21 protein-coding genes and 1 pseudogene are annotated in these 23941 nt (G+C 61.3%); 15 read left to right on the top strand and 7 right to left on the bottom strand.

Annotated features, from left to right (window positions below):
- The first annotated feature begins 60 nt into the window (after positions 1-60).
- The gene (locus ACA067_RS12375; protein WP_497462015.1) at positions 61-978 is read left to right on the top strand and encodes a dihydrodipicolinate synthase family protein; all 918 of its coding nucleotides are present in this window, start codon (positions 61-63) and stop codon (positions 976-978) included.
- Positions 979-1096: 118 nt separating this feature from the next.
- Here ACA067_RS12375 and ACA067_RS12370 read toward each other — a convergent pair.
- Positions 1097-1685, bottom strand: a pseudogene (locus ACA067_RS12370) (Ldh family oxidoreductase).
- Between the two features lie 254 nt (positions 1686-1939).
- Here ACA067_RS12370 and ACA067_RS12365 point away from each other — a divergent pair.
- The 3 genes from ACA067_RS12365 (at position 1940) to ACA067_RS12355 (ending at position 3534) form a co-directional block, all read left to right on the top strand.
- The gene (locus ACA067_RS12365; RefSeq protein WP_497462014.1) at positions 1940-2392 is read left to right on the top strand and encodes an Ohr family peroxiredoxin; all 453 of its coding nucleotides are present in this window, start codon (positions 1940-1942) and stop codon (positions 2390-2392) included.
- Positions 2393-2501: 109 nt separating this feature from the next.
- The gene (locus ACA067_RS12360; RefSeq protein ID WP_497462013.1) at positions 2502-2942 is read left to right on the top strand and encodes an Ohr family peroxiredoxin; all 441 of its coding nucleotides are present in this window, start codon (positions 2502-2504) and stop codon (positions 2940-2942) included.
- A 133-nt stretch (positions 2943-3075) separates the two neighbouring features.
- Positions 3076-3534 carry a MarR family winged helix-turn-helix transcriptional regulator gene (locus tag ACA067_RS12355; RefSeq protein ID WP_497462012.1) on the top strand — a complete coding sequence of 153 codons (459 nt, stop codon included), beginning with the start codon at positions 3076-3078 and terminating at the stop codon, positions 3532-3534.
- Positions 3535-3542: 8 nt separating this feature from the next.
- On the opposite strand, the gene ACA067_RS12350 is transcribed toward ACA067_RS12355, so the two are convergent.
- Positions 3543-4487, bottom strand: coding sequence for an aldo/keto reductase (locus ACA067_RS12350; RefSeq protein ID WP_497462011.1), 945 nt, complete (start codon positions 4485-4487; stop codon positions 3543-3545).
- On the bottom strand, positions 4474-5760 hold the full coding sequence (locus tag ACA067_RS12345) for an NTP/NDP exchange transporter (protein ID WP_497462010.1): 1287 nt from the start codon (positions 5758-5760) through the stop codon (positions 4474-4476). The genes ACA067_RS12350 and ACA067_RS12345 overlap by 14 nt, the downstream gene beginning before the upstream one ends.
- 85 nt (positions 5761-5845) lie before the next feature.
- Between ACA067_RS12345 and ACA067_RS12340 the strand changes: the two genes are divergently transcribed.
- The 8 genes from ACA067_RS12340 (at position 5846) to ACA067_RS12305 (ending at position 17801) form a co-directional block, all read left to right on the top strand.
- Complete coding sequence (locus tag ACA067_RS12340; RefSeq protein ID WP_497462009.1) at positions 5846-6634, top strand: alpha/beta hydrolase; 789 nt, start codon at positions 5846-5848, stop codon at positions 6632-6634.
- A gap of 578 nt (positions 6635-7212) precedes the next feature.
- Positions 7213-8373, top strand: a complete 1161-nt coding sequence (gene wecB / locus ACA067_RS12335; protein WP_497462008.1) for a non-hydrolyzing UDP-N-acetylglucosamine 2-epimerase — start codon at positions 7213-7215, stop codon at positions 8371-8373.
- Positions 8374-8412: 39 nt separating this feature from the next.
- Entirely contained in the window at positions 8413-10626 is a 2214-nt protein-coding gene (locus ACA067_RS12330; protein ID WP_497462007.1) for a hypothetical protein, read from the top strand.
- A 12-nt stretch (positions 10627-10638) separates the two neighbouring features.
- The gene (locus tag ACA067_RS12325) at positions 10639-12753 is read left to right on the top strand and encodes a glycosyl transferase family protein (protein WP_497462006.1); all 2115 of its coding nucleotides are present in this window, start codon (positions 10639-10641) and stop codon (positions 12751-12753) included.
- Complete coding sequence (locus ACA067_RS12320) at positions 12750-15293, top strand: bacteriophage N4 adsorption protein A (RefSeq protein WP_497462005.1); 2544 nt, start codon at positions 12750-12752, stop codon at positions 15291-15293. Before ACA067_RS12325 ends, ACA067_RS12320 begins: the two co-directional genes overlap by 4 nt.
- An 8-nt stretch (positions 15294-15301) precedes the next feature.
- Positions 15302-15955 (top strand): alginate O-acetyltransferase AlgF, encoded by a 654-nt coding sequence (locus ACA067_RS12315; RefSeq protein ID WP_497462004.1) that lies wholly within the window; start codon positions 15302-15304, stop codon positions 15953-15955.
- On the top strand, positions 15952-16941 hold the full coding sequence (locus ACA067_RS12310) for an alginate O-acetyltransferase AlgX-related protein (protein WP_497462003.1): 990 nt from the start codon (positions 15952-15954) through the stop codon (positions 16939-16941). The genes ACA067_RS12315 and ACA067_RS12310 overlap by 4 nt, the downstream gene beginning before the upstream one ends.
- The gene (locus ACA067_RS12305; RefSeq protein WP_497462002.1) at positions 16938-17801 is read left to right on the top strand and encodes an alpha-amylase family protein; all 864 of its coding nucleotides are present in this window, start codon (positions 16938-16940) and stop codon (positions 17799-17801) included. The genes ACA067_RS12310 and ACA067_RS12305 overlap by 4 nt, the downstream gene beginning before the upstream one ends.
- A gap of 9 nt (positions 17802-17810) precedes the next feature.
- Here the strand turns inward: ACA067_RS12305 and ACA067_RS12300 are convergent, their stop codons facing one another.
- Positions 17811-18131 carry a DMT family transporter gene (locus tag ACA067_RS12300; protein ID WP_497462001.1) on the bottom strand — a complete coding sequence of 107 codons (321 nt, stop codon included), beginning with the start codon at positions 18129-18131 and terminating at the stop codon, positions 17811-17813.
- Between the two features lie 95 nt (positions 18132-18226).
- A complete protein-coding gene (locus tag ACA067_RS12295; RefSeq protein ID WP_497462000.1) occupies positions 18227-18682 on the bottom strand; it encodes a carboxymuconolactone decarboxylase family protein in 456 nt (151 codons plus the stop codon).
- A gap of 215 nt (positions 18683-18897) precedes the next feature.
- Here ACA067_RS12295 and ACA067_RS12290 point away from each other — a divergent pair, with 215 nt between their 5' ends.
- Positions 18898-19503 carry an FMN-dependent NADH-azoreductase gene (locus ACA067_RS12290; RefSeq protein ID WP_497461999.1) on the top strand — a complete coding sequence of 202 codons (606 nt, stop codon included), beginning with the start codon at positions 18898-18900 and terminating at the stop codon, positions 19501-19503.
- A gap of 12 nt (positions 19504-19515) precedes the next feature.
- Here the strand turns inward: ACA067_RS12290 and ACA067_RS12285 are convergent, their stop codons facing one another.
- On the bottom strand, positions 19516-20709 hold the full coding sequence (locus tag ACA067_RS12285) for a patatin-like phospholipase family protein (protein WP_497461998.1): 1194 nt from the start codon (positions 20707-20709) through the stop codon (positions 19516-19518).
- Between the two features lie 278 nt (positions 20710-20987).
- On the opposite strand from ACA067_RS12285, the gene pdxR reads away from it, so the two are divergent.
- The gene (gene pdxR, locus ACA067_RS12280) at positions 20988-22406 is read left to right on the top strand and encodes a MocR-like pyridoxine biosynthesis transcription factor PdxR (RefSeq protein ID WP_497462767.1); all 1419 of its coding nucleotides are present in this window, start codon (positions 20988-20990) and stop codon (positions 22404-22406) included.
- Positions 22407-22458: 52 nt separating this feature from the next.
- Positions 22459-23106 (top strand): LOG family protein, encoded by a 648-nt coding sequence (locus ACA067_RS12275; protein WP_497461997.1) that lies wholly within the window; start codon positions 22459-22461, stop codon positions 23104-23106.
- Positions 23107-23282: 176 nt separating this feature from the next.
- On the opposite strand, the gene ACA067_RS12270 is transcribed toward ACA067_RS12275, so the two are convergent.
- Positions 23283-23717: a cupin domain-containing protein gene (locus ACA067_RS12270; protein ID WP_497461996.1), complete on the bottom strand. Its 435-nt coding sequence runs from the start codon at positions 23715-23717 to the stop codon at positions 23283-23285.
- Positions 23718-23941: the final 224 nt, after the last annotated feature.

Raw genomic sequence — 23941 nt, 5'->3', positions numbered from 1 at the left:
GCCGAGCATTGTCATTTTACATATCGTATACGAAATACAATTAACGAACCGGAGGCAACAATGAGCAAGCGCATTAACTGGAGTGGCGTCTTCCCCGCGGTGACCACTCAATTCAACGACGACTTCTCCATCAACCTGGAAAAAACCCACCAGGTGATTTCCAACGTGATCCGTGACGGCGTTTCGGGCCTGGTGGTGTGCGGTTCGGTGGGGGAAAACACCTCGCTGAGCGCCGAAGAAAAAATCGCCGTGACCGAAGTGGCGGTCGATGCCTCCCGCGGCCGCGTGCCGGTGATCTGCGGTGTGGCTGAATTCACCAGCGTGCAAGCGGCCAAAGTCGCTAACGCGGTGCGCCGGGTCGGAGTCGACGGCGTGATGCTGATGCCGGCGCTGGTCTACGGTTCCAAGCCGTTCGAGACCGCCGAGCACTACCGCTACGTGGCCACGCATGCCGACGTGCCGCTGATGGTCTACAACAACCCGCCGATCTACAAAAACGACGTCACCCCGGACATCCTGATTTCCCTGGCCGACTGCGACAACGTGGTGTGCTTCAAGGATTCCTCCGGCGACACCCGGCGTTTCATCGACGTGCGCAACGAAGTCGGCGACCGGTTCGTGCTGTTCGCCGGCCTCGATGACGTGGTGCTGGAAAGCATCGCGGTGGGCGCCGAAGGCTGGGTCTCGGGCATGTCCAACGTCTTCCCCAAGGAAGGCGAAACCATCTTCCGCCTGGCCAAGGCCGGTCGCTTCGCCGAAGCCATGCCGATCTACGAATGGCTGATGCCGATCCTGCACCTCGATGCCCGTGCCGACCTGGTGCAGTGCATCAAGCTGTGCGAAGCGATCGCCGGTCGCGGCAGCGCCCTGACCCGTCCGCCACGCCTGGCCCTGCCGGAAGCAGATCGGGTGTTCGTCGAGCAGATCATGGCCAAGGCCCTGGCCAATCGTCCTGAATTGCCGGACGTCGGTCTCTGAGTGAGTGCCGGGCCGGACTGCTCGCGAAAGCGGCCTGGCAGTCAACGAAAATGTTGAATCTGATGGCCTCTTCGCGAGCAGGCTCGCTCCCACAGGCTGGGCTGGGCAACCCGTTTATTCAGGCCAGCAGTGCCTTCAAGTCGTGGTACAAGGCTTCGGGAATCTGCACGCCCTCCAGCTGGCTACGGGCTCGCGCCTCGTAGCGTCGTTGCGACGGCAAGCGGGCGCCCTGCCCCTGGATGCTATCGAACATGACTTCGGCCCGGGCCAGGTGCTGTTCGGTGGCCTCGCCGAGGAAGCGCCGCGGATCGAGCGCGATGATCAGCTCGCCGTGGTACGGCGACGATTTGCTGCCGGCGTCATAGGCCAGCGATTCAGCACTGGTCAGATCGCCGATCAATGGCCCGGCGATCAGCTCCACCATAGCCGCCAGCGCCGAACCCTTGTGCCCGCCGAACGTCAGCATCGATCCGCACGATCGACGGAGCCAGGTCGATCACCCGCGGCTCGGCATCCGCCAGCACCTTGCCGGCCCTGAGTGAGTTCACGCACCCCAATATCCGGTACAGACCATGGGAGGCGCAGCCATCGCGCTCGCCGGCCATCACCGTGTCGCTCACCGCACGGGCGTGGGCGAGGTTGAAACCGTTGTGCAGCAAGATCGATTCGGCCAGCTCGCGAGCTTCGGCCAGGGACAGTCGGATCATGATCAACTCCTAGGACAGACCGCCCAGACTGGCCCAGTCCAGAGCCTGCGGCTTGATCGCTTTAGGCTCGGTCGATGACGAATTCGGCATACCGTCAAACATGTCGGCACGGGTCTGTCCGACCACTCGTCGGGAACCCCGCCCCGGATCTATTGACAGCGATTGGCGTCTGCGCGAATATTATTTCAATCGCATACGATACAAACGTATGCGACACATAAATCACAGCTTTCCAAACCTTTGAGGATTCACCCATGAGCAAGATCGAAAAAGTCCTGGCCACCGGCAAAACCCACACCACCGTCAGCAACGCTGGCACCACCTCGCGCGGCCATGACGGCAGCCTCGACATCACACTGTCGACACCCGGAAACGCGAAACCGGCCCACGTATTTGCAGCCACCCAGCCGCACCCGACCGCCGAGCAACTGTTCGCCGGCGCATGGTCGGCCTGCTACACCGCCGCCGTCGGGCTGGTGGCCGGTGAGATGAACGTAGTGCTGCCCTCTGACCTGTCCGTCGACATCGAAGTCGATCTGGGCCAGACCGGTCCGGCCTACTTCCTCCAGGCTCGATTGACCCTGCGCGTGCCAGGTCTGGCGCACGATGTCGCGACGACGCTGGCGCATACCGCCGACCAGATTTGCCCGTACTCCAAGGCGACGCGGGGTAATATTGACGTGGCCCTGAACGTCCTCACGGCATGACGCACCGCGCGGCGTTGATATCGATCGGCAGCTTCGATATGCCATATATATCGCATACGCTTAAAGCGTATGCGAACAACTAAACTTTCCAAACAATGAGGACTCATCCATGAACAAGATCGAAAAAGTACTGGCAACAGGCAAAACCCACACGACGTTCAGCGACGCCGGCAACTCTGCCCATGGCCTCGACATCCAGCTCTCGTCGCCCGGTAACGCAAAACTGGCACACGAGTTCACCGCCATCGTGCCGCACCCGACCGCCGAGCAGCTGTTCGCCGGCGCATGGTCGGCCTGCTACACCGCCGCCGTCGAGCTGGCGGCGAAAAACATGAAGGTGACGCTCCCCTCGAATCTGGCCGTTATTATCGAGGTCGATCTGGGCCAGACCGGTGCGGCCTACTTCCTCCAGGCGCGCTTGACGCTGCGCGTGCCGGGCCTGACGCAAGAGGTCGCGATGGAGTTGGCGCACGCTGCCGACCAGATCTGTCCGTACTCGAAGGCGACGCGAGGCAATATCGATGTGGTCATTAACGCCCTGACGGCATGATCCATCCTGTGACCGGTTCGCCTTCGCCGACGAACCGGTCGCAACCCCAAGTGGGTTTCATTCCGATAGAATCGCATACGAGGTATATTTCACATTTTTTGCCAGCACCAGTCTTCGGCCAAAGAGGATGCACATGAAAACCACCGACAAGACGGCACCCGCCAACCCGAAGCTCTCCGACTTCCTGTGTTTTGCGGTCTATTCCACCAACCTGGCGTTCGGCAAGGCCTACAAGCCGATTCTCGAACAGCTTGGGCTGACCTACACGCAATACATCACCATCGTGGCGCTATGGGAACAAGACGATCAGACCGTCGGCAGCCTGGGCGAAAAGCTGTTTCTGGAATCGAACACCCTGACGCCGATCCTGAAGAAGCTCGAAGCGATGGGCTATCTGCAGCGCCAGCGCGATCCCGAGGACGAGCGCCAGGTACGGATCAGCCTGACGAAGGAAGGTCGACAGCTGCGCGAAGGCCGCCCGGAACTGGGGCTCTCCGACGCCACCGGGCTGACGCCGGAGGCGTTCATGGACATGCAGAAGGCGGTCGTGACGCTGCGCAACAATCTGATCAAATGGACCAAGGCCGGGTAATACCCCACCTACCCCACCAGATCGATCAACTGCTCGCGCTGCGCCCCCGTCAGCATCGGGCCAAACCCGGCACGGGCGTTTTCTGCCATGTAGCGCGGGTTGCCCGTCCCGGGAATGACGCAGGTCACCGCCGGATGCGCCAGCAGGAACTTGAGCGCCAGTTGCGGCCAGCTAACGACCTCCACTTGTGCGGCCCATCCCGGTAGCGGCTTGCCCTTCAAGCGAGCGATCAAGCCACCACCGCCGAAGGGGCGATTACAGATCACCGCCACGCCGCGCTCGCGACACAATGGCAGCAGGCGTTTCTCCACGCTGCGATCATCCAGGGCATAGTTGATCTGCAGGAAATCCAACTGTTCAGCCTTGAGCACCGCTTCCACCTCGTCATACGCCGACGCCGTGTAATGGGTGATGCCGATGTAGCGGATGCGCCCTTCTTCCTTCCATTTGCGCAAGGTCGGCAGGTGGGTTTTCCAGTCCAGCAGGTTGTGGATCTGCATCAGATCGATGCGGTCGGTCTGTAACAATTTGAAAGACTGTTCCATCTGCGCGATGCCTTCTTCGCGGCCACGGGTCCAGACCTTGGTGGCCAGAAAGGCCGGCGAACGCGGCTGATGGATCGACAGCAATTCACCGGTGGTCTGTTCGGCGCGACCATACATCGGCGAGCTGTCAACCACCGTCCCGCCCTTCTGGAACAACGCACTGAGCACCGCCGGCAGATCCTTGTAGGCAGGGTCCCCAGGCGCGACATCGAAGCCGCGATAAGTGCCCAGCCCGACGACGGGCAACGGCTCGGTGCTGGAAGGGATGGCTCGGGTCAGCATGTTCTTGCCTCCTGTTTCCTTCGACGGCGGGGACGCTGCGAAGGCCGGATCGAAGGTGAAGACCACCGAAGCACCGGCGGCCAGCGTGAGTAGTCGTCGACGCGTATATCCATCAGTGTGGCTCATGAAATGGCCCTTCCACATTTTTGCTGTCAGCGCTTTGCTGTTGCCGCCTGGCCAACCACAGGCATAACCAGCCCCACAGCCCGGCAAACGGCACGATCACCAGCGCCACCAGACCGAACCCGGCGCCCAGCGCCGTCAATCCGGCGGACAGCCAGCCACTGGCGGCATCGCCACCGCGATACACCAGGGTTTCGATGACATTCTTGGCCTTGTACTTTTCTTCGCGACTCACCACGGTCCACAGCACTTCGCGCGCGGGCCGCACGATGGCGAACTCGACCGCGCGGCGCAGTCCCTGTGCCAGAGCCACCGTTGTCGGAACGGGCGCAAGCGCCATGGCGGTAAATGCCACGATCGTCGCCATTGGCAAGGCTGCAAGCGCCCCGCCGACGCCAATCAATCGGATCAACGGCGCCGTCAGCATGAGTTGAAAAATCAAGGTCAGTGTCGACACGATCAAATCGACGACGGCGAAAAACTGCGTCCTGCTGGCAACATCAGCATAGCTACCGGCGACGATCCGTCCCTGTTCAAAATACAACAAGGTCGCGGCGCTGGTGTGCAACAGCATGAACAGAACCAGCCCCAACAGATAGCGCGAGCGCAGGATCAGGGTGATGCCTGCCAATATGCTGCCACCCATGCGTCGATCATCCAGTTGACGACTGTCGGACTGCGACTGCGTACGGGACAACAATGCCCGATAACAGCGCACCGCGACTTCCAGCAGTATCGCCGCCGCAATGGTCAACGCTACCGGGCCAAGATGGGTGGCCATGGTCGCCGCCAGCAACGGCCCGATGAACGTGCCCAGGGTACCGCCCGCCGCGACGAAGCCGAACAGCCGGCGCCCCTGTTCACTGGAAAAACGGTCCACCAGCACGCTCCAGAAGATGCTGACGATGAACAGGTTGTAGATGCTTATCCAGACGAAAAACACACGCCCTACGCCTACCGGCGAGATGTGGTTGGCGATCAACACGCCAAACACCAGCATCGACAAGGCGATCAAGCGATAGATCAACGGCACGAAACGGGAGGCCGGAAGCCGCGAAACCAGCGCGCCGAACAGCGGCACCATCAGCAGCATCACCAGGAAAGTGGCGGTGAACAGCCACTGCAGTTTGTCGGCGCCGCCCTCCAGGCCCAGGGCATCGCGCAACGGTCGTACCAGGTAGTAGCTGGCAAGCACACAGAAATGAAAGGCAAATCCCAGCATCAGCGCCGTTCTTTCCGATGGCAATACGTTGAGCCACTTCAGAACGATCGGCATGGGTGCCCTCCCGGTGCGTGCGTTATTGATCGACTACACTTTGACCGCTATCAGGCGATAGCAGCCTTCAGGCCCAGAGCAGTCAATGCCGCCCACTAACGTTAGCCGAATGTCGCGCACCCTGGTGTCTCTCGTCGTCATCGTCGCAGCGCTGTACCTGGTGCTCTGCGTAGCATTGTTCGTATTCCAGCGGGCGCTCATCTACTTCCCGCAACCACGCGCCATCGACACCTCGGCAGCGCTGCTGACCCTGGCGGTCGACGATGCGCGGGTGCTGGTTTCGGTGCGCCCGCGCGACGGCGCCAAGGCGTTGATCTATTTCGGCGGCAATGCCGAGGACGTGTCCCGCAGCCTGCCCGGGTTCGCCCAGGCCTTCCCGGATCATGCGCTCTACCTGATGCACTACAGGGGCTACGGTGGCAGTTCCGGGTCGCCCTCCGAGGAGGCGATCCAGCGCGATGCCGTGGCCCTGTTTGACCAGGTCTATGCCACCCATCCCCATATCGCCGTGGTCGGTCGCAGCCTGGGCTCGGGGGTCGCCGTGCGCCTCGCCAGCCAACGGCCGGCGGCACGCCTGGTGCTGATTACGCCCTACAACAGCCTTACAGAACTCGGAGCGCGGCAGTACCCGATTTTCCCGGTGAAGTGGCTGCTCAAGGACACCTTCGACTCCTGGAAATACGCCCCTCGGATCACAGTGCCGACGCTATTGATCGCGGCCGAGCGTGATGAAGTGATACCGCGTTCCAGTACCGATCGGCTCTACATGCATTTCGCCAAAGGCGTCGCGTCGCTACGGGTTATACCCGGTGTCGGGCACAATTCGATTTCCGAAAGTCCAGAATATCTAAAACTGCTGGGCAGCGGATTGTGAGCGCCCCATCTTTAGATGGAACTTTTTACTCCCACTCAAACAACCCCTAAAGCTCTTCTCACATAACATGACAATATACAGGCGCCATTCTACTGACCTATTCACCCTATCTGACAGCGCTTGCACGACAGGACTCACCGTAACAAATTCCACTGTAGCGATGAACGGAGACCAAATAGAATTCACTTAAAAAACAGTCGATAACAGAATAAACATAAAGCAATATCTAGAATATAGAGCAAGCAATTCGCGACCTACAATAACGCGAAAAGTTTCAGTTATTAAATTATTAAAAAAACTTCATATAACCTTTGCCCTTATCGCCATTGATGTTAATAATCGCGCCGCTTTCGGACAGTCACGCAACTTAGCCTCTAACTTTTAGTGATCGGCAAGTCTCTCCCGTATAACTCCGACCCTTACCAATCTCAACTCTCGCAAGTTGATCCAGGACGAAATCATGCCTGGTTCGACTGGTATGCGGCGCATTAGAACTGCGCAAGGAAGGCATCATCGTTCGCCATCATTCACCGATCAGGATCCTCTCGATTTTCGGCACTCGTCCGGAAGCCATCAAGATGGCGCCCCTGGTCAAGGCTCTCGCTGCGGAGCCCGGCATTCATTCGCAGATCTGCATCACTGGCCAACACCAAAGCATGCTTAAACAGGTGCTGGATCTTTTCGACTTGAAGGCCGATTACACCCTTGATGTCATGACCCCGAAGCAGACCCTGAACTCGCTGACCGCGGCGTTATACGCAGCGATCGACCCGGTGCTGGAAATGACCCGGCCGGATCGGGTGCTGGTGCATGGCGATACGACCTCGGCCATGGTCGCGGCGATGGCGTCCTTTCATCGGCGCATCCCCGTGGGCCACGTGGAAGCCGGCTTGCGTACCGGTGATATCTACAGCCCGTGGCCGGAAGAAATGAACCGGCGCTGTATCGACCTGGGTGCGGATTTGCTGTTTGCACCGACCTGCGAATCTCGCGACAACCTGCTGGGCGAACGCCTGCAAGGGCATACGCTGGTGACCGGCAATACGGTAATCGACGCCTTGCAAATGACTGCCCGACGCATCGACCACGACCCTGGTCTGCGGGACAGCCTGGACCGGCAGTTCTCGTTCCTGCAGACCGGGCGCAAGGTGTTGCTGGTGACCGGTCATCGTCGGGAGAACTTTGGCGACGGCTTCCTGGATATCTGCAAGGCCCTGCGCCATCTGGCGCGGCGTGCGGATATCCAGATCGTCTATCCGGTGCATCTGAACCCCAATGTGCTGGGCCCGGTAACCGAACAACTGGGCGATTTGCCCAACGTGCACTTGATCGAACCCCTCGACTACCTGGCGTTCGTACGCCTGATGCAGCGTGCCCACGTGATTCTCACCGACTCCGGTGGCGTGCAGGAAGAAGCACCGTCCCTGGGCAAACCGGTACTGGTGATGCGTGATGTCACCGAACGCCCGGAAGCGGTGGCTGCGGGTACTGTGCGGCTGGTCGGGACTTCACCGGAAACGATCATTCGCGGTGTCAATGCGCTGTTCGACGACGATCTGTTATGGCGGCGGTCTGCCCGGGCGGCTAACCCTTACGGCGATGGCAAGGCCAGCGCACGCATAGTCGATGCCCTGATGGGGCGCCCCGTCGATGAGTTTGTCGCCGGTCGATCACCGAATTACCTGCAACGCGTGCCCTTGTTAGCGCAAGGACATCACTCGGTATTCACTTCTCTGTAACCCGTTCGCTCCCCTCTTATCTGCTCGAGATCTGCCTGAATGAAGTCTTCCGTTGCCCTCCATACGGGTGCGCTCAGCGCCCTTGCCTGTGGCGTGAGCCTGCTCGCGCTGATGCCTGCCTTTGCCCTGGCCGCGGACAGCCCGCTTACCCAGGCCATCCACCGGCTCAACGCCGATACCCGGCAGGAGCGCGAGATCCGCTTGAGCGATCTGGGGATCGACGCACCGATCATCCTCGGCTCCACCGACTCCCGACGCGAACTGTACCTGCCGGTGCCCCCCGGTGTGCCGCTGACGGACGCCACACTGAATTTCGATGCCAGTTACCTCAATGGCGAAGGTGGCCGCAACACGCTGCTGCTGTCGCTCGACGGCTATCCGGTACGCGCCGAAGGGCTCAGCGAAGCCCAGGGCGACGCCAGCGCCACGTTGGGCGTGGATAAGGCAGCGCGGGACAACGGCTCGCTGCGCCTGGGCATTGCCTGGTCGTCGATCGTGTCCAGGGTGCTGTGCGAAGATGAACGCGCCATCGGCAACGTACTGCGTATCGAACCCGACACCCGCCTCAATTACAGCTACGACGCCAGCCAGTTGCAGGACGTCGGGGCCGCCTGGACCGCACTGCCCGGCAAGCCAGGGATCATGGTCGCGTCGGGCACCTTGTCCGCCGACAGCTACGACGCGGCCTGGCGCCTGGGTGTGGCACTGGAGCGGATTGGCAAGCACAGCCGCATCCTGCCCTTCCCTGCCCTGCAAGACAGCGTTGACCTGAGCGGCTTGCGCATCCCCGCTGAACTGCTGACGATTCCAGCGTTCGCCGGCCTCAACGGCAAAGGCCCGCACGTGCTGGCGGACCCGGCGCAAATCGGCGCGTTGTTGATGTTGGGGCAGACGCCGAACGTCCAGGCGGACCTGGCCGTCAACGACCCGCAACTGCTCAAGGCCGTCAACGAGTCACTGGACGCGCTGCAGCGCCAGATCCAGGGCCTCGACGCCGCGGCAGCCAGTGCCTTTACGCAGTGGCGTGAGCGGCATATCAATGCGGGTCTGGCCGCCACCGGTACTGACAATGTGCGCCTGGCATTGCTCGGCACACGACCGGTGCTGATGATCGCGCCCCAGGCACCCGGCAAGGCGCTGGCCCTGTTCAGTTCGGCCTGGAACTCCTTGGCACGCAGCCGCCAATTGACGATCAGCGAAGCACAGCTGCCCTTGAGCGTCGACGGCCGCGTGACCTTGTCGCGCCTGGGCGGCAACCCCGGCGCCATCGACGTACTGGCCAAATCCGACTGGAGCACCTCGTTCCCCTTGGGCAGTGTGGCGTACGACGGTCGCCTGCCGGTCAAGGCGGTGATCGACGTGTCTGCCGCACCCGGCGCCTCGGACACCGCGCCGGTGGCCTCGCTGTTTCTCAACGATTATCTGATTGGCGCGCAACAGCTGGTGGCCAACGGGGAAAAGCAGCGCATCGAAGCGCATATCCCGCGTTACACCCTGGGTTCGAAGAACGTGCTGCGTGTGTCGTTCCAGCGCCAGCCGGTCAGCGACCGCTGCCTGGAAACACCCCAAGCCTTCCCGGTCTCGGTGCTGCCCACCAGCCACATCGTGCTGGAACAAACCGCACTGGATAACGACTTCTCCGGCATGGCCGCGCGCTTTGCCATGGACACGCAGATCCTCGTGCCACAGGCCTACCTCGAGCATCCGGCGAGCAGCTTGCCACAAGTGATTTCAGTGGCTGACGCCGCCGGCGTTTCGCCACTGCGGGCACAACTGAAAGTCAGTGCCGACCCCAAGGCTTCGGTCACGCCGGACAAGGCCTTCCTCGCCTTCGAACTGCCAATCAAGGACAGCAAGGAATCGGTGCAGGTCGATGAACAGGGTCGCCTGCGCATCAATCACAAGGATCAGGTGCTGCTGGACGTGCATCCCCTCAACCACCTGGCCTCGTTGCAAGTGGTGGATGCCGGGGGCCAGCACGGCCTGGTCTATCGCGCCCTGGGCCCCGACGCACCGCGCTTCGCCCGGCAGATTCTGCTGACCCGCGGCGACGTGGCCATCCTCGGTGACAAGGGTGCGCTGAGCACTTTCGACACCCAGGACCCGAGTGGCAGCCAGTTGATCGACATCGAAGAACCCAAGGGCCTGGACGCCTGGCGCACGCCGTCGTGGTTGTGGCTGATACCCGGCGGCATCCTGTTGCTCCTCATCCTGTTGCTGGCCGGCCGTAGTGCCCGTCGCAATCGCCAGTAACGGAAACCTTCGATGACGTCGCTTTATTGGCCCTATTGGCTGGCCCACTACTACAGCTTCCTGGAGATCTCGACCATCGTGGTCGCGGTGCTAATCCTGATCTCCAGCATGGACGATCTGTTCATTGATCTGTGGTATTGGTCTCGCCGCCTGTTCCGCAAATTCACCGCGCAGCGCAAGTACCGGCCGCTGACGGCCGAGCAGCTGCTGGCCCGGGACGAGCAGCCCCTGGCGATCATGGTCCCGGCCTGGCTGGAATATGACGTGATCGCGCCGATGATCGAGAACATGGTGTCGACCCTGGATTACCAGAACTATGTGGTCTTCGTCGGCACCTACATCAACGACCAGCGCACCATCGATGAAGTGGAACGCATGCGGCGGCGCTACAAACAGCTGCACCGCGTGGAAGTGCCGCACGCCGGGCCGACCTGCAAGGCCGACTGCCTGAATTGGGTGATCCAGGCCATCTTCCTGCATGAGCAAATCCACGGCATGACCTTCGCCGGCGTGGTGATGCACGACAGCGAAGACGTGTTGCACCCGATGGAATTGCGTCTGTTCAACTATCTGCTGCCCCGCAAGGACATGATCCAGCTGCCGGTGGTGTCGCTGGAGCGCAATTGGTACGAGTGGGTGGCGGGCACCTACATGGACGAATTCGCCGAATGGCACGGCAAGGATCTGGTGGTGCGTGAAAGCATGACCGACACGGTGCCGTCAGCCGGCGTCGGCACCTGTTTTTCCCATCGTGCCCTGCGCGTGCTCGCCGGAAAAAACCAGAACCAGCCGTTCAACACCGACAGCCTGACCGAGGACTACGACGTCGCCGCGCGCCTGGCCAAGGTCGGCATGAACGCAATCTTCGTACGCTTCCCGGTGCAGTTCCGGGTATTGCGTAAGTCGTGGTTTCGCAAGCCTTACGAATCGACCCTGGAGATGCCGTTATGCGTGCGCGAACTGTTCCCTGACACCTTCCGCACCGCGTTCCGCCAGAAAGCTCGCTGGACGCTGGGCATCGGTTTGCAAGGTTGGGAGCAAATGGGCTGGAGCGGCTCGCTGGCCAACCGGTATCTGCTGTTTCGTGACCGCAAAGGTCTGGTGACGGCTTTCGTCAGCATCATCGCCTACGTCGTTCTGGCGCAGCTGCTGGGCCTGATCATCCTGCGCCAGAGTGGCTTGTGGGACGTGAGTTTCCCAACGCCTTTCGAAACCAACAGGTTTATCGCGTACCTCCTGTTGGCTAACGGGCTCGCCTTGGCCTGGCGGATCGCGCACCGCTGCTATTTCACCACAGTGCTGTACGGCTGGCAGCATGGCGTGCTGTCCATCCCGCGGATGGTCGTGGGCAATTTCGTCAACTTCATGGCAGCGTCCCGTGCCTGGCGCATGTTCCTGGTCGGCAAGGTGCTCAACCGCAAGCTGGTCTGGGACAAGACCATGCACGACTTCCCGTCCACCGATCTGGTCGCTGCCGCACCGCGCAAGCTGGGCAGCGTGCTGCTGTCCTGGCAGGCGATCAACGACGCCGATCTGCAAAGCGCCCTGGCCGAACAGAAAACCCGACACATGCCTTTGGGGCGGATCTTGCTCAGCAACGGTTGGCTGGACGATGAAACCCTGGCTGAAGCCATTGCCTTCCAGAACGACTTGCCACGGGTGTTCGACGTCGCTGCCAAGGCACGCAATTCGCCCCTGATGCTGGACGATGAATTTGCCCTGCGCTGGCGCGTGGTGCCGCTGGGCTTGAATGCCGAGGGCCATGCGCAAGTTGCCGTGGCCAACCCGCTGCCAGCCGAAGGTCTGCGCCAGGTCAGCGATGATCTGGGCAGCGTGCCGGTGCAGCTGATTGCCCGGGAAAGCGAAATCGTCGCGCGATTGCGTCAGCTGAAGGTAAACGAAGGCCAGTCGGTTCCGGATGCCGGTGCGCCATTGTTGGGCGACCTGTTGATCGAAATGGGACTGATGGATCGCGACGTGTTCAGCCGCACCATGCTGCAGTACCGCCCGCAACATCACGGACGCATCGGCGACTACCTGGTCGACAGCGGCGTGCTGCCTCGCGCCACTATCGAAAAGGCCGTCGCGCGTCAGCACAGCCACTATCCCGAGGAGCTTCCGGCATGAACCGCCCCTTCCTGACTCTCATGGCCACGGGGCTGAGCCTGATGCCCGGATATGCTCATGCCCAGACGCTGCCGCTGCCGTTGACCGGCCCCGCCTATGTAACGGCCAACGAGGCGTACAGCGCCTACGAACGCAAAGATTACGACCTGGCCATCGCCAAGGCCCGCGAAGCGTTGCGCCAGCGGGCCGACATCACCCGCTTGAACACGCTGATTGGGCTGGCACAGCGCGACAAGGACCTGCGTGATTATCCCAAACGCTATCCACAGTCCCGTCAAGCGCCAGGCTTCGGTGCCGCGGCCCGGGCCTTCAAGGCCTATGATCGCGATGACTTCGGACTCGCTGCCCAGGCAGCACGCCAAGCCATCGCACAGGCACCCAAGCGCATGGATTACCGGTTGCTGTTGATCGAATCCTTGCAGCGTCAACACAATCTGCAGGCAGCGGATCAAGCCACCACCCAGGCACTGGCCGTGTTCCCGGATGACGATACGTTGTTGATGCGGCGCGAAGCGATTCGTCGTCAATTGGCGGCACCGCTGGCGGTCCAGGGCTATCGCGCCCTGGAGCAAGGCCAGGCGTCACTGGCCGTGGACCAGGCCAGGAAAGCCGTGGCCTGGGCTCCGGAAATCGGCGCCAATCAGCAACTGCTGATCAGTGCCCTGCTCGCTGCCAGGGATTATCCCGGAGCCGAACAGGCCGCGTCGGGCGCATTGGCACAGGACGATGGAGAAATCGCGCCGTGGATCCTGCGCAGCTATGCCCTTGATCGACAGGGCAACACCCAGGCAGCCGAGGCTGACCTGAATCACGCCTTGGCCATCGATGGCCTGCTGGATGCGGAAGTCCGTGACATCCGTTTCTTCGCCGCGGACGCCGCATTGGCCCATGGCGAGCCGCAACAGGCGCTCGAGCATCTGCAGCCAGTGGCCGACGATGACAGCGGCGAAGTGTCCCGCCGACGTACTGCCGCCGCAATGGCGCTGCGGCAGAAGAACAACGGTTTGAACACTGTTGCCCACTTTCCGGCACCGGCGCTGAACTGTCAGGAAACGGCCTTCGGCCTGGTCTGTGATATCTGGCCGGGCAACCAGCGCGACGGCGGAACCGACATGGCCGCTCAGGCCTACGCTGCCCTGGCCCGCAAGGACCCGGCGACGGCGATTGGCCTGGCCAATGAAGCCATCGGCCGCGCCCCGCAGAACCCGGCGTACCGGCGCCTGTTGGTCAGCGCCCTGAGTGAGCGCAAACAAGTGCCCCAAGCCATCGCCGCGGCCAGCGACGGCCTCAAGATCAATGGCGATGACGCCCGGCTGCTGGCCCAGCGCGGCCGTCTGCATCAGCAAGCGGGTGACGATGCAGCGGCGCGCCAGGACTTTACCCGGGCCTTAGCCCTGGGCAGCCTGCCCGCTTACGAAGAGGCCAGCCTGTATGCCGCCATCGGCCAGCGTCGAACCGCGCGCGAACGCCTGCAACAAGCGCGGGAAACGGGCGAACTGGAATCGATGAGCGAGCTGCAGCTGGCCTATTTGTCGGTCCAGGCCGGCGATGATGACGGCGCCCAAGCGTCGTTCCGCAAGGCAGACGCCGACACCCGACTCACGCCGACGGCAACCCAGGACGCCGCCTACACCGCCATGCGGGCCAATGACGACGAGCAAGCCGTCAGCTACTTCAAGCGCGTCATCGACGCGCAAGCCGCCGGTGACCTGGACATGCCCGTGCAGCAGCTGTTCGACACCCGTCGCGCGGTGGCCGATGTATCGCGCACCTGGGGCCTGACCAGCACCACCAGCTACCGTGGCAACAGCTCCAGCAGTGGCCTGAGCGCAGCCCCGACCAGCGGCAGCAACAGCAATGACAGCCTGCAAAACAGCACCGAATTGTCCTGGCGCCCCCTGGGTTATCGCAATGCACGTTTTGTCGAACTCTACGGACGCGTCACCGACACCCTGTGGAGCAAGAACAGCAGTTCGGACACTGGACTGGACGCGCTGCAAGGCGCCGTGGGTGTTCGGGTCAAACCGTTCACGGCGCTGAACGTGATGGCCGCCGTCGAACGCACATTCCCCTTGGGATCGTCGGACGTCGATGGCGACTGGCTGGCACGCCTGGGTTATGGCTCCAGCATCGGCACCGATCTGCGGGTCGATACCTCAAGCTGGTGGACCTCGCAGTTGTTCGCCGAGGCCGGTCATTACTTCAATGACTCGCGCGATTACTTCAACAGCGAATGGCAGGTGGGTCGCAGCTACGCCATCGGCGGCACAGGTTCGCGCTGGGTCAGCTTCCCGCATGTCGTGGCCGCGTTCGACTACGACTCCAAAATGCACAGCGAGACCGCTGCCGACGGCAGCACGGACTCATCATCCGGCAAGGCTGGAGGCATCGGTGTCGGTAACAACGTCCGGTACTGGTTCCGCGAAGATGCGTACAACGCCCCCCGCTCCTACGTGGATTTTTCCCTGCAGTACCGCGTGAAAGTGCTGGGCGATGACCGCGCCAAAGGCGTGTTCGCGCGCCTGACCTATTCCTATTGAGGACTGACATGAACGTTCGAGTTTTTTTGTGGCTGGGACTTGGCCTGCTCCCGACAGGGGCCCAAGCCGCCCCTGAAATCGCCCGTCTTTACGCGCCAACACTGCCCGAAGGCTCCGCTTGGGTGCGGGTGGTCAATCCCGGCGAAACTTCCACGCAGGTCCGGGTAGGCCAAGGCGCGACCCTGGCCCTTTCCGCCCAGGCCGAAGTGGCCAGCCCTTTCCAGGTCGTGGACTCGCAACAGCCGATTTACGTGACCGTCAATGGTCGCGAGATCCAAGGCCTGACCGCACCGAAAGGCGCCTGGGTCACGCTGATTCTCGACAGCAACCCGGCACTGGCCCCACGCCTGGTCATCGATCCGCCGCTGCGCGGTAAAGACCTGCGCGCCGAACTCAACTTTTATAACCTGGGCCGCGGCTGTGAACGGGCCGATATCCAGCTGGCCAATGGCGCCCCGGTATTCAACCAGGTGCCGTTCAACGGACAAGCCCAGCGCACGATCAACCCGGTGCAGGCGACGTTGGTTGCCAGCTGCAATCAGAACAGCAGCCTGCCGATGAAACTGGCGCCCTTCAAGGCCGGCGATCGCTATAGCCTGTTCCTGATTGGCTCCCGACAGGCGCCACGCCTGATTGGCCTTGTCGACCAGACTGCGCCATGATCCTTTCATTCAAACCCCAGCGTTTTATCCATCGCTTGTCGATTCCCGGCATGGTCGCCGGCCTGCTGCTGGGCTTGTCAGGCACTGGCGTGCAAGCGGCGTCGGCAGTGATTACCGGCAACGGCGGCTGGTTGTTCCCGGCCTGGGAAAGCCTGAGCAAGGTCGATAACCCCGCCACGGCCCGCAACATTGCACTGGTGAAACAGCTCCAGCAGCAACTTGCACGCCAGCACATCGGGTTGGTCGTGCTGGTGGTGCCGATGAAAGCGCCGTTTTATGCCCGGCGCCTGCCCGCCGATCAGCCCTTGAGCCCCGCCGTCGAGCAGCGTTACGAGCGCTTGCAGAACGACCTGACCCAAGCGGGCCTGACCACCCTGAACATCAAGCCGATCCTGCAACGCACCGAGCAAGGCCAACAGACCGCGTTTTACCGCGCCGATTACCACTGGACAGCCTGGAGCGCCGAAAACACCGCCGACGCTGCGGCGCAACTGATATCCGCGCGTTACCCCCTGCCCGGTGAGCCCGGTGGTGGCGCGGCGCTGGGCCAGTGGTTCGATCGGCGCGCGTTCGGCGACCTGGCCAGCAATTTCCTGCCAGCTGTCAAGCGCAAGGCCATCGGTCGCGACATCTACACCGTGCGCCATCAGGCAGAGAAAGACTTGCTGATCGATGACGCGCCAGCTCCGGTCCAGGTGATCGGCAACAGTTTTGTCCAGCCGTATCTGGGCTTTACCCAAAAGCTCTCCAATGCCCTGGACCGTCCCGTCGCGTTGACCTGGAACCCCGGCGACGTGGGCCCGTGGGCTACGCTGCTGCAATACTTGGAGTCGGCGGATTTTGCCGAGCACAAGCCGCAAGTGATCGTCTGGCAATTCAATGAGGGCCAGTTCCACCTCGGCCCTGATACGACAGCCAACTGGAATGCAAAAGGCGTCACCCCGCTGAGCCAATGGCATCAGCGCATCAAGAAGGCACTGCCGTGAACATCTTCGGCTACACCGCCAGTCGCGCGACCGTTACGGCCGTGTTGTTCGCCCTCACCCTCGGTGCCGGTGCCGGCTTGCTCTACGTGACGAGCACCAAGGCCCTGGAACCGGGGATCGTCGGCATCGTCTGGCAGCCGGACAACAAGACCGTGGGCATCAGCGGAAACTGGGAAAAACTGGGCGCCCGAGAACTGCTGGTGCAATGGACCGTCGTCGACGATCAGGCTTTCGTTCCCGGCAGCGGCTTGCCCGGCGTACCGGTCCTGCCCGATTGGGCGCGCATCGCCAAGGCTCCCTGGGCCCAGGATGTCATCCTCGGGCTGGCCGGATATTTCAGCGAAAACCGTTCAAGGGACAACATCGAGCAACTGGCGATCGTATCGGAACGCATCGCCAGACTGCCGACGCCACTGCACGTCACCGGCTGGTATTTCCCGGCCGAAGTCGATCCCAGCTGGACCCGCGCCAACGAATTGCCCGCCCTGCTGGCCAGGCTGCCGCGACCGTTGTGGATCAGTGTCTACGACGGCGCCAACATTGGCCCCGCTGCCACCGCCGACTGGCTCAAGCAATGGCTGCCGGATGACATCGGCGTGTTCTTTCAGGATGGTGTCGGCGTCTATGCGCGCACGGCACCCGTGGCCCGAACCTATGCCGACGCCTTGGGCGAACGTCTGGGCAAGGAGCGTGTGCGGATCATCGTCGAGGCCTTTCGGCCCAACTTCGGCGGCGGATTCCGCTCCGCGACCGCCGCCGAACTCAAGACGCAGCTCGCCGCGTATGACGGCTATCCCCTCTACCTGTTCGACGGTCCGCACTACGTGACACCGCACTTGGTGGAGCAATTACAGCCATAAGGAGCCCGTTCAATTTGCCGAGACCAGCCTGAGCCCGATAACGCCAGCCAGGATGAGAGCGATACAGAATATTCTTAGCGCCGTGGTGGCGTCCCCCAGCAGCGCCATGCCCAGAATCGCGGTGCCCGCGGCGCCGATACCGGTCCACACCGCGTAGGCGGTTCCGACCGGCAATGTGCGCAGCGACAGTGAAAGCAGAAAAACGCTCGACAAGCCTGTAGCGGCTGCCAGCAATCCCGGTATCAACCGGGTGAAACCGTCGGAGCCTTTCATGTAGAAGGCGAAGGCGATTTCGAGAATGCCGGCGATGCCCAGTAATGCCCATGCCATGGTAATAGTCCCGTTGAGGTAGATCCGTAAGTTGAATCGCCAGGCGTCAGCGCCTGGCGAGACTGGGTGAGCGCTCTACTGACCTATCGGGCAGGTCAAGCTTTGTTGGCAGCAGCGGGTTTCGAACGGAACGTGACGCCGAATCGATTGAAGGCGTTCATCAAGCCGATCGCATAAGTCATATCGGCCAGTTCCTTATCGCCGAACTCGGCCGCCGCAGCCTCATAATCAGCATCGGGAACGCCGGTTTCAGCGACACGGGTCACGGTCTCCGCCCAACTCAGTGCAACACGTTCGCGCTGGCTGAAGACTTCACCCGCGTCGTGCCACACCGGTACCAGCACCAGCTTGTCCACGCTGACGCCAAGTTTCAGCAAATCGCGCGAATGCATGTCGATGCAAAAAGCGCAGCCGTTTATTTGCGAGACCCGCAGATAGACCAGGTCGATCAGTTCGTGGGACAGACCGCTGTTTTGCAGATAGACGTAGACACCGCCAAATGCCTTGTAACCTTCAGGAGAAGCGTTGGAGTAGTCGATACGGTTGCTCATGATGAGTCCTTGTGTTTGCTGGATAAGGGACGCCATCGTGCTGCTTCTTGGCCTATTTGATAAGGTCCATGATTAGTGTTGTGTTATGGTCCATGATCCCTCGGCCGCTGACAGTCTTGGCCCAGTCACTTAGTCCATTCATGGACCTTTGTTATAGGTCATAAGCTTCATACAGTGATTCCCCTCACATCAGCACTTTCAGCAACGGGTGAATCATGAAAATCCTCCACGTTATTTGCAGTCCCCGCGGGCAATCTTCCGAGAGCTATCGACTTTCCCAACACATCATCGGTTTTTTACTCGATAGCGCCCCGACGGCCACCGTCATCAACCGGGTCGTAGCAGAAGATGCCATTTCGCAGGTCGACGAGGATTACGCGAATTCACAACAATCGTCTGCAGACGTCTCGCAAGAAGGTTCTCTTGCCCGGTCAGATGAGTTGATTCAAGAACTGGAAAGCGCCGATGTGGTGGTCATTGGCACGCCCATGCATAACTTCACCGTGCCGGCCGCGCTGAAAGTCTGGATCGATCACGTGGCTCGCGTTCGTCGCACCTTCAATGTCGGCGCGCAGGGCAAAACCAGCCTCTTGCGCGACAGGCCGGTGTTTGTCGCGGTGGCCTCGGGCGGAAGATTTACCGGGGTGAACCCGCGTCAGCCGGATTTTCTCACGCCGTATCTGACTGCCGTTCTGGGCATGATCGGGCTGCATGCACTAACGTTCTTCTCGGTTGAAGGCACTGCCTTGGGTCCGGATGCCGTGGTTGAGGCCAGGCGCAAGACAGACCAGGCACTACACGCGTATTTTTCTTCGAAATGACTCATAGGGCAGTCAGAGGACCGGGCCCGGCGGCAACTTATGCCACGGATAGCCCTTCGCGCCGAGTTGAAAGGCGTATTCGAATAAACGCTTCATGTACTCGCCATCGAATTTATGATTTCGGGAAAAGCAAAAATCGGCACCGATATACGCAAGATTGAAGTCCGCCCCATCCTGCTTCGCCATCCGGTAGATTCGATCGAGGTCGCTGACCCCCTGGGTTTGAATCAAGGCACTGATGGCTCGACCGCCAATGCTCAATGTACGGCGCTTCGTCCCGGACCACTGCGGTGCCAGCTTCCCGTTGCGAATGACATAGAAATGACGCTCGTTGCGCACAGGTGCGCCCGGGACTTTGTTCATGGCCATCACGGTGCCTGGCGGGTAAAGGAACATCTGCGTGATGACGCCGCCATCCACGTGCATTTCCTGGAACAGTTGGCCGTCGACTTCCACATCGATCATGACCGGTGACACTGCGCCGGGAATACTCATTGACGCGACCATGATGTTGCGAAAGAGCTCGAGCGCTCCCGGCGCCTGGCTGGAGGCAATCGTGCCCATGTTCCAGGTGACTGGCCGCGCTGAATCCAGGTCGGTCGTGCCGATCATCAGTATTCGTCCTTTGGCATATTGCGCCGCGATCTGCGCAAGGACCTCGGGCGTGATGTACTTCGCAATGAGCCGCGACAGTGGCTTGCTATCGGCTATTCCGTCGCTGGCAAGACGCGCCAGGACATTGCGCGAGCGGAAAATGTCTTTCGGGCCGACTGCGTTGGAGATGCGCTGAATGACCGCATCGTACTGCGGCCCCAGGAAAGCGAACGGGGCGACCAGGGCGCCAGCGCTGATGCCCGTGACGATCTTGAACACCGGGCGAGTCCCATGCTCGGTCCATCCCGCAATGAGCCCCGCCGCAAAGGTGCCCGCGTCGCCACCACCGGAAATTGCCAGCATACTGGCCAGCGGCAGGATGGTGTCCGCCCTGCCGGTTGCAACGAGCGCCTCATGCTCTCTCTTGTTGGCCGCAATGGCATCCTGTATGAACGGACTCAGATCCTGGTCCAGCCAATAGCGAGCATTGGGAATACCAGGGATGACCGCTTTTTCCGTTAAAGTCGGTGGCACGGCGTCGCGGCGTTGCAGGCACGCCTGAAGCAACATGTTGATGGTTGAGGCACCGGGTCTGAGCTGGAACGGGTTCAAAACGCCTCCTCCGGCCCCTGCATTCGACAGAGAACGCGCTCATCTTGTTATTCGGTGAGATGTCCTTACCGGTGGTGCCCGAGATGGCTATATGCAAGCCGACTGCGACACTTATTTGAACGTCCAGTCGCTTATCTTGCGCTCCTTTACGAGAGAAACAAATAAGCTGGCCGCGTCCCGGCAGGTCTGGGCAAAACCCCTTGCAATACAGGCCATCGTCGTCTGCCGTGATGCCGGATTTCCCGGCAAAAAAAACAATGAGCACACTGCCCGCCGCCATGACCCATCAAATCAACAACCTTTCACCCCTCGACCCCACCTCCCCGGAACCCATCTACCGGCAAATCTACTGGCGGTTCCGCGCGGCGATCACTGACGGAGTGCTCACACCGGGACAGCGGATTCCCGCAGCCCGGGCGCTGGCCAAGGAACTTGGACTGGCGAGAGGGACCATCGACACCGCGTATTCACTGCTGACCGCCGAAGGGTACATCCAGTCCCGTGGCCAGGCCGGCACAGTGGTGGCGCCGGGCATCAACGTCAGGGCGACTTCGTCCCGTACAGAGCGAACATCCGGTGCGGTGGGAAGCGCCTCCATCAGGCACAAGGCGCCTATCCTGCCGTTTCAAATGGCCCTGCCCGCGCTGGACGCTTTCCCACGAAAAATATGGGCGCAAATCGGCGCGCGCTGCGTGCGTGCCACCCGAATCCCGGACATGGCCAACCCGTCGGTTTATGGGCTGGAATCACTGCGCAGCGCGATTGCCACCTACCTGCAGGTGGCGCGGGGCATTACCTGCTCGCCCGCTCAGGTGTTCATCACCTCGGGTTACCGCAATACCCTGTCACTGATCACTCACGCACTGCTGACACCCGGCGATCGTGTTTTCGTGGAAGACCCTGGCTACCTGCCGACCCGTCAATTACTGGAACATCTGCAGATGCAGGTGGCCCCGGTTGCGGTCGATCAGGACGGCATGCGTGTCGAGGACGCTGTGAGCCATTCGGCACGGGCGCGGGCGGCGGTGGTCACCCCGGCCCATCAGAGCCCGTTGTGCGTGTCATTGTCACTGCCGCGACGCCTGCAGCTGCTGGAGTGGGCGAGCCGTGAGCAGGCCTGGATCGTCGAGGACGATTACGATGGCGAGTACCGCTACATCAGTCGCCCGCTGCCCGCGCTCAAGAGCCTGGACCGCGATGGCCGGGTGCTTTATTGCGGCACGTTCAGCAAGGTGCTGTTTCCTGGCATCCGTCTCGCGTACCTGGTTGTGCCACCGGCGCAGGTCGAACGCTTCGAACAGGTCAGCCAGATATTCCTCGGCGGCTGCCCGGAACTCACCCAGGCCATCGTCGCCACCTTTGTGACCGAGGGCCATTTCGCCCGGCATATCCAACGCATGCGCAAACTCTATGGCGAACGCCGGGAGATGACCGCGCAGGGGCTCAGGAAAGCCCTGGGCGATCAGATCCGCATCGATGCGCAACCGGGCGGCATGCACCTGATCCTGCGACTGACGGCACAACAGTCCGATCGCTTGCTGGTCGAGCGTCTGCAGCATGCCGGAATTTATGCAGAAGCCCTGAGCGACTGGAGTATCCAGGGCAAGGCCGACTCCGCGCTGCTGCTCGGTTTCGCCAACATCGACTGCGAAGACAGCGCCGAACAACTGGGAAGGCGCATTCTCGAGTTGATGTAATGCAGTGGATCATGGCCCACTCCGACAGCCGGTTCTTGGACCTTTCTCGCCAGTGCGGCGGATTGCATCATCGGTACTTGCCATCCACCGGGAATCATCCGATGCTGCCCCGCTTCGCAGCATTGCCGTTTTCTCCGGCTCCAACTTCGGCTTCAACCCCGCGTATGCCGAAGGGGCCCGGGCCCTCGGCCGGGAAATCGCCAAACGCGGCATACGCCTGGTCTATGGCGGGACCCACAAGGGTTTGATGGGGGTCATGGCCGATACCGTGCTCGCCGAAGGCGGTGAAGTGGTCGGCATCATTACCGATCTGCTGTTCGGACTCGGGCATCTTCATCCCGGACTGACCCGACACGAAGTGACGCAAGACATGCGCAGCCGCAAGACGCGCATGAGTGAATGGGCCGATGCTTTCATTGCATTGCCAGGAGGCCTGGGGACCTTTGAAGAACTGTTTGAAGCGGCCACCCTGACGCAACTGGGTGAACACCAGAAAGCCATCGCCTGCCTGAATATCGGCGCTTTTTTCGATCCGGTTCGCAGCCTTCTCGAGCATGCCGTGAAAGAGGGTTTCATGAAAAGCGAACACAGCCAGATGCTGATCTTCGACACCGATCCGTCTGCGCTGATCGATGCGCTGGAGCAGTGGCAGGCGCCGACGGTCGGCAAATGGATTACAGCGTCGCAAGACGTCAATTGAAATGCAGAACCTGTGGGAGTGGGCTTGTCTCCGGGCGGCGATCCGACGAAGAGGGCCATACATTCAACATTGATGTTGATTGAAAGACCGCTTTCGTCGGATCGCCGCCCGGAGACAAGCCCGCTCCCACAGGACCTGCGTTTAACCCACTGGCATGGGTTGCCAATCTCGGTCGCTTATTTCGACAGCTCTACAGCCGGCACGCCTTTCTTCACGATATAGGTCGCCAGTTCCGACGCCTTGCCCGCACCGACGTTCTTCGCGACATGCGCAGTGCCAGCGGGGATATACAGGGATTCGCCGGCCTTGAGCGTGACCGGTGGCTGCCCCTCGAGCTGATACTCAAACGTGCCCTCCAGGACATAGGCGACTTCCACACCGGGATGAGAATGCTTGGGCGATGACACACCCGGATCGATATCAACAACAACCTGGATCACCTCACGCCCGGAAACATCCAGGTCGCGTTTCAACAGATCCGTGCGGTGGATCCCGGTCTGCCAGCTTTTTGCCGGCTCTTGGGCTTGGGAAACGCCTGCAAAGGCAGCGAGCGCCACAGTGGCGGCAACGGCGAACAGGCCGGCGGTGTTACGGAAGTTGATAGAGGACATCGCAATTCTCCAGAGGATTACACGGCAAGGCCGCGCCAGGTTTGCCGCGGATGCGGTGGCTCTATTGAGCGGCCGCCGTGTATCGCGCAAGTGTCGCCAGACCCATGGATTTGTATGCGAAGGTAGCTGTCGGGCTGGTGGATACGTACAGATACAAACCGCTGCAGCGTATCGACTTTGCCTGCCCATCCATCGCAAGGGTGGAGCGCCGGCCTCCCCCTTGC

It is taken from the genome of Pseudomonas sp. LBUM1674 (assembly GCF_059695635.1).
Note: the sequence above shows the minus strand (reverse complement) of the source record. Positions and strands in the feature narration are given on the sequence as shown.